This is a genomic window from Chthoniobacter sp. (assembly GCF_040003245.1).
In the GTDB taxonomy this organism is placed as follows: domain Bacteria; phylum Verrucomicrobiota; class Verrucomicrobiia; order Chthoniobacterales; family Chthoniobacteraceae; genus Chthoniobacter.
Genome location: NZ_JBDUCX010000047.1, coordinates 25,117 through 33,289 on the forward strand (window position 1 = coordinate 25,117; position 8,173 = coordinate 33,289).

General features: G+C 58.6%; 10 protein-coding genes. 4 read left to right on the forward strand and 6 right to left on the reverse strand.

Annotated features, from left to right (window positions below):
* Positions 1-381: 381 nt before the first annotated feature.
* Positions 382-687, forward strand: coding sequence for an immunity 53 family protein (locus ABJF10_RS08630; RefSeq protein ID WP_348544146.1), 306 nt, complete (start codon positions 382-384; stop codon positions 685-687).
* A gap of 408 nt (positions 688-1,095) precedes the next feature.
* On the opposite strand, the gene ABJF10_RS08635 is transcribed toward ABJF10_RS08630, so the two are convergent.
* The 6 genes from ABJF10_RS08635 to ABJF10_RS08660 form a co-directional block, all read right to left on the reverse strand.
* Complete coding sequence (locus ABJF10_RS08635) at positions 1,096-1,626, reverse strand: hypothetical protein (protein ID WP_348544147.1); 531 nt, start codon at positions 1,624-1,626, stop codon at positions 1,096-1,098.
* A gap of 180 nt (positions 1,627-1,806) precedes the next feature.
* Entirely contained in the window at positions 1,807-2,448 is a 642-nt protein-coding gene (locus ABJF10_RS08640; RefSeq protein WP_348544148.1) for a hypothetical protein, read from the reverse strand.
* Between the two features lie 195 nt (positions 2,449-2,643).
* Positions 2,644-3,285 (reverse strand): hypothetical protein, encoded by a 642-nt coding sequence (locus ABJF10_RS08645; protein ID WP_348544149.1) that lies wholly within the window; start codon positions 3,283-3,285, stop codon positions 2,644-2,646.
* An 88-nt stretch (positions 3,286-3,373) separates the two neighbouring features.
* Entirely contained in the window at positions 3,374-3,805 is a 432-nt protein-coding gene (locus ABJF10_RS08650; RefSeq protein ID WP_348544150.1) for a hypothetical protein, read from the reverse strand.
* Between the two features lie 109 nt (positions 3,806-3,914).
* Positions 3,915-4,334, reverse strand: coding sequence for a hypothetical protein (locus ABJF10_RS08655; protein ID WP_348544151.1), 420 nt, complete (start codon positions 4,332-4,334; stop codon positions 3,915-3,917).
* 98 nt (positions 4,335-4,432) lie between these two features.
* Complete coding sequence (locus ABJF10_RS08660; protein ID WP_348544152.1) at positions 4,433-5,452, reverse strand: hypothetical protein; 1,020 nt, start codon at positions 5,450-5,452, stop codon at positions 4,433-4,435.
* Positions 5,453-5,887: 435 nt separating this feature from the next.
* Here ABJF10_RS08660 and ABJF10_RS08665 point away from each other — a divergent pair, with 435 nt between their 5' ends.
* From ABJF10_RS08665 to ABJF10_RS08675, 3 genes are all read left to right on the forward strand, one after another.
* Positions 5,888-6,541 (forward strand): response regulator transcription factor, encoded by a 654-nt coding sequence (locus ABJF10_RS08665; RefSeq protein ID WP_348544153.1) that lies wholly within the window; start codon positions 5,888-5,890, stop codon positions 6,539-6,541.
* Between the two features lie 167 nt (positions 6,542-6,708).
* Positions 6,709-7,098: a response regulator gene (locus ABJF10_RS08670; protein ID WP_348544154.1), complete on the forward strand. Its 390-nt coding sequence runs from the start codon at positions 6,709-6,711 to the stop codon at positions 7,096-7,098.
* Between the two features lie 12 nt (positions 7,099-7,110).
* On the forward strand, positions 7,111-8,173 hold a 1,063-nt coding region (locus tag ABJF10_RS08675; RefSeq protein ID WP_348544155.1), incomplete at its 3' end, for a response regulator.

Below are 8,173 nucleotides of genomic sequence, written 5' to 3' on the forward strand. Positions count from 1 at the left end.
GGTGGACTGGGGTGCTACCCAGAGGCGCGGGCCAAGGCCCCCTGGGTCGCCGGATCGTAGTCCGGCCTACCGCCGTCCCGGCAATAAATCGCTCAATCCTCTGGGAATGTCTGCTGCTTCGCTCTCTCGGTTCATTCAAAGCGGGAGCTTCGAGCTACTCTCTTCCCGCGTCCCGATTCCATATGGAATGGAGCCAAATCCCACCCCTCACAAGGCAGCGCGGACGGTAGACGCTTCTCCCTCATCTGTCAAATCCGGCAGGTTTCCAAGGCTACCTTCAGAGGAATGTAGTTCGCGGCAGAGTTGTAATCCCTTCGCACTCACGGGTGGCGAACCGCAGTTCCCCTTGCGCCGCCTCGTTGGGAACCTCAGATTCGCTCGGTGAATTCAGAAGCCATCCCCCGACTCCAGCGGTGGTACCTTGCGCAGTGCAATGGCGAATGGGAGCACAATCGCGGCGTTTCCATCACCACCCTCGACAACCCGGGATGGTCGATCGACATCAACCTATCTGGCACTGATCTGGAATCGAAGGTGTTTGAAACGGTTGAGCGTCTGGAGCACCAAGACGAGTGGATTGTCTGCCAGCGCACCCCAACGCAATTTCAGGGGCGCGGCGGCCCGCTGATGCTCGACCGGATCATCGCCATTTTCCTGGAGTGGGCCGACGAATCGTCAGGACCATGACCGGGTCGCAACTCAAACCGACTTGGGTTCATAGAAACTTTGAGAATCTTGCGGATTCTCAAAATCGCCAACCGCGAGCCGGATTTGCACTCAATGAGCCGCTACCGCAAGAGGAAGAACAACACGCAAAGACCCAGGGGGACTCCGATGACGAGAGCCACCAGCAGCCCCTTTATATCGCCAAGAGGATCAACCGGCTTGCCACAGAGCGGGCAGGTTCGGCTCTCGGCGGGAACCGATTCCTCGCAGTTTTTGCATTGAATCAAATCGGCCACGCCAGAAGGAGAGCACAAGGTAACCCGAAGGGCGAGTGAAACGTCGATACGCTACCAGCACCAACACCTGTCGACTTTAGATGACATATAAAAATTTTGAGAATTTTTGCGGAATCTCAAACAAGAAACCGAATCACGGTTTTTCAGGCTGTGTCATGCCGGGCTCGTGCATCGCCGACCTTCTCCGGTTCATTTCTGCCAGGAGCTTCTGGTACTCTGCCTCCTTGCCATAACTGCCGGTCGAATTGCATTGCACGTAAACGCGGAATGTTGACGATCGAAAGCGGAAAAACGAACTTCGATCCACCCAGAAATCAGGGGCAGCGATCAATATCGGCGGCGGGTCTTTTTCGGTGAAGCCGGCTCCGAAAAACTTCCAGTCCTTCAACACGAGTGGTGTTACGCGATTGTCGACCAAGTAGCGCCTTTCCTTTAAGTCCGAAAGGTAATCCGGCTCTAGCTCGCTCAAATCCATTGGGAAACGGCCCTCGTGGTCCAACGCATAGATTTTACACCCTTGGGCCAATTGATAGGCATTGTCTCCATTGACAACTTGTGTCCCTCGTTTGTTGCTCACTGGAAAAATTGGAACGACGAGAAACGTAACCACGACTACGACAAATGCTGCCGCCAGCAGTTTCTTGGAATGACGGCGCACGTCCACGACTTCCACATTTCTCCTCAAAGTGAACGTCGGCAAGCCCATTCACTTTCCGCGCTTGTCCCGTCTCGGTATAAACCTTTGGGACTGCGAGCCGTTAAATGTTTGTCGACTTTAGATGACATATCGTTGGCAACGATTGCATCGGTTTTTCCTAGAACGACTGATACCGGGAGCAAAATCTCAGGGCGTGATTTGAACACGGAAGTGCGCGGCTTCGACATGCGGCTTGCCGGTGGCGTCGAAGGAAATGGTGGAGCGCAAGGAATGCTCCCGCCAGTCCTTGCTTTCGTTCCCGCTGGAACTGACTTGGGCGTTGCGGGTGATGGTGGCGATGAGCCGGTGGTGGCGTGTCCATCGGTTCGCGGTGGTGAAGGTGTTGTGGTCCTGCTGTAAAGTTCCGCGGAGTCGTTCCTCCAGCGGAGTGACTAGATCCGGCATCGGCAACTGCTGGAACGAAGAACCCTGGCGACGGAAGGGATAGATCCGGCTGGAGTGCCGCATATTATAGACAATAGCGACATGGGTCGAGTCGGCAGACCACACGTAGTCAAAGAGGTGGTAGTGGTCGAAAATATAGGTGCCGGGCCGGGCGGTGTCGGCGTCCACACCGTCCAAATAGAAGATGTTACCGATCCGCTTCTTGCTTTTGGGGTGGACGAAGCAGCACGCCGGCGAACCTTCGACGTGCTGATCCGTTGGCGCGTAGATGATGGCGAAGACGACAGTGCCGTCCGGGGAGCGGGATTCTTTCGCGAGGTACAGCTCTCCGTGTGCCGAGGTCAGAACTGACACGCCGCAGAGCAGTAATAAAAGCAGACGCATTTGTATATTTAGAGCGGTTCCATGCAAGGTGTGGTCATGAAATGGAGAGTGCGTGGCGGCGAGGAAAAGTTCGTTTCGGCGGGACGCCGAAACCAGCACCCGGGGACGGGTGCGCTCCCCAGAAATCTGCGTCTGCGCCTCTCTTGTCGGCCACGGTATTACTGGAAGCGTTCTAAACGACGAGCGGGCGCAGGTTCATTGCTGGCCGCGATAGCGCACGATGATGCATTCCGCGGCGACGCCTTCCTGCTGGGATTCGCCACCGAGATACCAAAATCCGTCGTCGGCGACATAGACTTTCACGATCTCACCGCCGCCTTGAAAGCTACCGGTGACTGAGGTGAGGGCGCAGAAGCCTTCTTCCTTGCGAATCAAGCGGACGGGCGGCTCACCCTGACGCCACGTTCTCGTCTCGTACGCGGCGGGTCCGGCGGCCGGCCCGCGGACCCGGTGCAGGGTCATCTCACCCTCCTGCGCCTGGCCGCGGACTTTGCCGGAGAACTCATCCGGAGTGATCATGGTGACCGTTTCAGCCGGCCAATGGTCCCAAGCCAGCACCAGAAGGACGCGGTCCTGCAACGCGGTCAGGGTCCAATGGCCGGAATCGTGATCCTGCGTGCGGGAGAAGGTGCCGTCCGCGGTGAGGGTCATGGTGCCGGTCCAATCCGGGTGGCTGACGGTCCATTCACCCAGGATGCTCCAGGGCGCGGGCCGAGGGAGGGCGGTGGCATCCGGCAAGGCGGCGAGGTCTTCGGCGCGACTTTCCGGAGACGCGGCCAGGAGACACGTAACGAACAGGCAAAGGGAGACGGAGAGGGGAGCGAGTGGTTTCATCATGGGTAATACGTGCGAGAGGGGCTCAATATTTCATGTCTTATCCCATTTGGGTAAGACACCTGACAGCAACGATTCACCGCCGGGCGAATTAGCGCAGGACGCCGTTCTTCGTGAGGTGCCGCGCGTAAATGATGATGGCCACGGGAATGGCCCAGCCGACGAACGCCCCGGGGAGCGCAGGGCCCATGGCTTGCAGATAGTTTTTGGCGACGATCTGATAGATCAGGAGGGAAATGCTCGTGAGCAGCCCGATAGCGAAGAGATATGTGGCCACGCGGCGCAGGAAAAATAGCGCCACCGCTCCTCCTGCATTGATCGCCGTGATGGCGGCGGTGCAGGTGTAGTCGACCCAAGTCAATGAGGCGAAGTAGGAGCGCTGCGGTTGAGGCATCGGGAGAAGCCCGGAATGCACGAGCCACAGCGAGAGGCCGGCGGAGATGAGGGTGAAACAATAATAGCCGCAGATGATCCAGACGAAGACGGGCCGGGCGGGTGGCGGAATCGGAGGTGGAAGGCTCATGGCTGGAAATGGAGTAAGCTTCGCGGTTGTAACCTTTGTGCGTTCGGGGGTAGGGTGGCAATAGCGAAGGCTGCGGAGACTCACTGCTGGCCGACCGGCAGTGCACCACTCAATTGCCGGGATCAACCAACTTTTCGAGCGCGCTGGTGAGTCGCGAGAAAGCGGCGTTGTCGGAGGTTGTCTTCTGGGGATGACCAAGCCTCGGATAAGCATTTGACCCATCGCTTTTGATTCGGTGCGAGTGAATGCAGCACGACATCCGCCACGCATGCCCGTCCATCATGTCCGGGTCATAGTACGACGCCTTCCAGTCCCACAGATGGAGAGAGTCCATGGTCTGCCAAAACTTTTTCCACTCCACTTCGCTGGGCATCCTTCTCCGTTGAACCACGGGATCGTGCCCATCCCAATCATGGCCGTGGTACCGTTTCGTAATCACGCCTTTGCCCACATCAAAGGTCGTCTTTTCGGATCCCGGGAAGGCGAGCGACTCGTAATGAAGCGTGTCCGGTGAGTTGCCGGCGATCACGGAGGGACTTCGGGGAAACACCGCGCAACCCGTGAGGACGGTGGTTATTGCGGCAAGGAAAATGGGGAGAATCTGCATGCCATGGCCCGAAAAATGGGTCAGACCCGTTCCTCGCGGATCTGCGGGAAGTGGACCTTGCGGCAGTCCGGGCAGATGCCGTGGCTGAACTTCGCCTCGCTGTGGCTTTGGATGAACTCTTCGAGCTGGTGCCAGTCGCCGGCTTCGTCGCGGATGTTTTTGCAGTAGGCGCAGGTGGGCAGGATGCCGCGCAAGGTCTTCACCTCGTTGAGCGCCTGCTGGAGCTCTTCGATGAGGCCTTCCTTTTCGCGTTCGACCTGCTTGCGGCGCTCGATTTCCTGTTGGGCGAGGGTGAGCTCGAGGCGCACTTCGGTGACCTCTTTCAGGATCGAGAGGACCGGTCGATGCTCGATGGCCAGGCCGACTTTTTGGTTCTGATGCTTGAGATAGAGATAGAGGAAGGGATAGGCGAAGACGGAGATGATGAGCCGGCTGAGGAGCGTTCCGGTCACAATCTCGGCATACGCGGGGGTGCCGAGAAACGCGCCCGTGGAAAAGAGGATCACGTCGAGCCACATGACGCCCAGCAGCGTGAGGAAGGAGCGGAGCCACAAAGGGAGATTGATCCGCGGCTTGCCGAGGAACTCCCAGGCGATGGCGAGAAAGAGGAGATCGGCCACCGTGGCGCAGACGGAGGCGGTATTGATGCGCAGGCTGGGGATCGGCACATGGCCGATGGGCGGAGAATCCGAAAGCTTGATCTGCAGGTGCAGGATCAAGGCGATGATCGGCACCATGATGGAGACACCGGCAATCGTGAAAATGGCGACCCGCGTGGCCCGTGGGCCATCAAAGACATAGACCACAAACACCCCGAGCAGTAGCGCGGTGTAGAAGACCGTGGAGCCGACCATGAGGGAGACGTGCGGCAGATTGACCCTCACGCCTGCATCGGTGACCCACGACATCACGGCGGTGAGCCCGCCAATGAGCGCATAGAAATACGCGAGCCCAGCACGGCTGCGCAAGGAATGCGCCCAGAGCACGAGGAAATAGACGCCGATCGCCTCCGCGATGAGGATGAAAAGCTCGTTCTTCATGTGCTGGCCGGAGGCGGGAGAGTCTGGCTCAGGAGACTGGAAGGCGGAAGGAATTCCGAGTATACTGGAAAGAGGGCGGGGGCACCTTTCATTTTAGGTTTGTTAAGCTTCACACGGGGCGGTGGAAAGGAAATCTCCTCATTTCTGCGCGATAAACTGACGCACGCTGGTCAACGAGCGGACAACTGTAACAGAGGCGCAGCGACAATATCGCTCAAGTTATACGTCCGGCGACGAAGCCGGCTTCGATTATGGTTACGTAAAGGTAATCGAGAACGACGTATGAAAGCGGTTCGCATGCTGAGTGTTGTAGGGGAACTGTGTATTTTGCGCCGTCCCGCAAAATAGAATGTATTTGATTCGCCGCTGAGGCAGCTAAGTGATTGATGAAGCTCTGATTCTTGACGTAATTTTCACAGAGTTGAATTTGAAAATATGGAAACGACCAAAGTGCTGATTGCCGATGACCATCAAGTGATGCGCAGGGGCGTCCGTGCCGTGGTGGAACTGCTGCCCGGCTGGGAGGTGTGCGGAGAAGCTGAGACCGGGCGTGAAGCGGTCGAGATGGTCGAGCGCCTGCACCCGCAGATCGTGGTGATGGATGTGACGATGCCGGAATTGAACGGCCTGGAGGCCACGCGGCAGATCAAGAAGATCGCGCCGGCGACGGAGATCCTCATGTTCACGGGCTTGGAGACCGAGGAACTCATCCGCCAGGTTTTTGAGGCGGGGGCGCGGAGCTACATTCTCAAGACGGATGGTCGCGAGCAACTCGAGGCGGCCTTGCGGTCGCTGGAGGCGCATAAGCCGTATTTCACCACGCAGGTGGGCGAGATCCTTTTCGCCAAGTTCCTCCACGGGAAACCGCGCGGCGAAGACGAGGCCACCGAGGGTCGATTGACGGACCGGGAGCGAGAGATCGTCCAATTGCTGGCCGAAGGCGCGAGCAACAAGGAGGTGGCGGATCGGCTGGGAATCAGTGTGAAGACCGTGGAAACACATCGCGCGGCGATCATGAAGAAGCTGAAGTTCAAGTCCTTCAGCGACTTGGTGCGCTATGCGATTCGCAACCACATCATCTCGGCTTGAGCCGGGAAAAGTGAGGGGCGTGATTTTTTATTCCAATTAATTATGGTTGCGTAAGCGTCTCGACGGGAGATTGTTGTGTACTTGCTTTTGACGTAGGGAGTTTTACGTAGCGAAAATACTTAGTATCCCTATCGGACAGCGAACGGCGCCTGCTCTGAACGGACGGCATGGCTAAAAGTAAAATACTCGTTGTCGATGATGATCCGAAACTCTCGCGCCTCGTCGCGACGATTCTTGACCGTGTCGGGGGTTACGATGTGTATGAGGAAAATCGCTCATTCGCCGCCGTGGCGACCGCGCAGCAATTCCGCCCGGATATCATCCTGCTGGACGTGGACATGCCCGGCAAGGATGGCGGCACCGTAGCGCGCGAATTGGCCGGCATTGCGACGCTCGCCAAGGTGCCCGTCATCTTTGTCACCTCGCTCATTTCGAAAAGCGAAGCCGGTCTGCGCAATGGCGTGCGCTACCTGTCCAAGCCGGTCGATCCCCATCTCCTGCTCAGCACCGTGGGCAGCCTCTGCCCCCGCTTCAAGCCCGAGCCGCAAGCCGCCTAACTCGAGGCGCCCATGAACGAGGACACTCTGCGCCAGGGCCGCATCCTGCTGGTGGACGATGAAGTGCGCAGTCTCTGCCTGCTCGAGAGCGTGCTCGATCGCCTGCGCTTCAAGCACCTGCGCAAGCTCGCCGACTCCACGCGCATTCTCGAGGAATTCGAGGCCTTCCAACCCGACCTCATCATCACCGATATCGAGATGCCGGAGATGGATGGCATCCAGCTCGTCGAACAAATCCGCAATTATCTCCCGCGCGAAACCGTGCTGCCCATCCTCGTGCTCACCGGCTCGAACGACCCGCAGATCAAACGCCGCGCGCTCCTCGCCGGGGCGACCGATATCCTGTTCAAGCCCTTCGACAGCTCGGAAATGCAGATGCGCGTGCGCAGCCTGCTCCAGGCGCGCATGCAGCATCTCGAGATCCAAGGTCAAAACCGCATCCTCGAGCTGAAAGTGACCGAGCGGACCGCCGAGCTGCAAAAAGCCCTCGCCGAGCTGCAGACCAGCCAGCGACAAGTCGTGCAGCAGGAACGTTTCCGCGCCTTTGGCGAAATGGCCGGCGGCGTCTGCCACGATTTCAACAATGCGCTCATGGCCATCATCGGCTACAGCGAACTGCTCCTGCAAAACACCGCGTTGGTCGACGATCGCGCCCTGCTCATGGATTACCTCAAGACCATGAACACCGCCGGTCGCGACGCTTCGCAAGTCGTCTCCCGCCTGCGCGATTTCTATCGGCCGCGCGAGGAGAGCGACGTCTTCGCCGCCGTGAACGTGAACGACATCATCGAGGAAGTCGTGCCGCTCACCAAGCCGAAGTGGCACGGCCTCGCGCTCGAAACCGGTCGCGACATTCGCATCGAATTGGAACTCCAGAAAGTCCCGCTCGTCCTCGGCAATGGCGCCGAGCTGCGCGAAACGCTGATGAATCTCGTCTTCAACGCCGTCGACGCCATGCCCGAGGGCGGCACGATCGTCCTGCGCACCGTCCCGCTCGAGAATGCCGTGCAAATCGAAATCGCCGACACCGGCACCGGCATGACCGAGGAGGTGCGCCAGCGCTGCCTCGAACCCT

Excerpts from the sequence above, each read along its gene's own strand:
- ABJF10_RS08640 (WP_348544148.1), bottom strand. The coding sequence starts at position 2,448 with ATGCGTCTGCTTTTATTACTGCTCTGCGGCGTGTCAGTTCTGACCTCG.
- ABJF10_RS08645 (WP_348544149.1), bottom strand. The coding sequence starts at position 3,285 with ATGATGAAACCACTCGCTCCCCTCTCCGTCTCCCTTTGCCTGTTCGTT.
- ABJF10_RS08650 (WP_348544150.1), bottom strand. The coding sequence starts at position 3,805 with ATGAGCCTTCCACCTCCGATTCCGCCACCCGCCCGGCCCGTCTTCGTC.
- ABJF10_RS08660 (WP_348544152.1), bottom strand. The coding sequence starts at position 5,452 with ATGAAGAACGAGCTTTTCATCCTCATCGCGGAGGCGATCGGCGTCTAT.
- ABJF10_RS08665 (WP_348544153.1), top strand. The coding sequence starts at position 5,888 with ATGGAAACGACCAAAGTGCTGATTGCCGATGACCATCAAGTGATGCGC.
- ABJF10_RS08670 (WP_348544154.1), top strand. The coding sequence starts at position 6,709 with ATGGCTAAAAGTAAAATACTCGTTGTCGATGATGATCCGAAACTCTCG.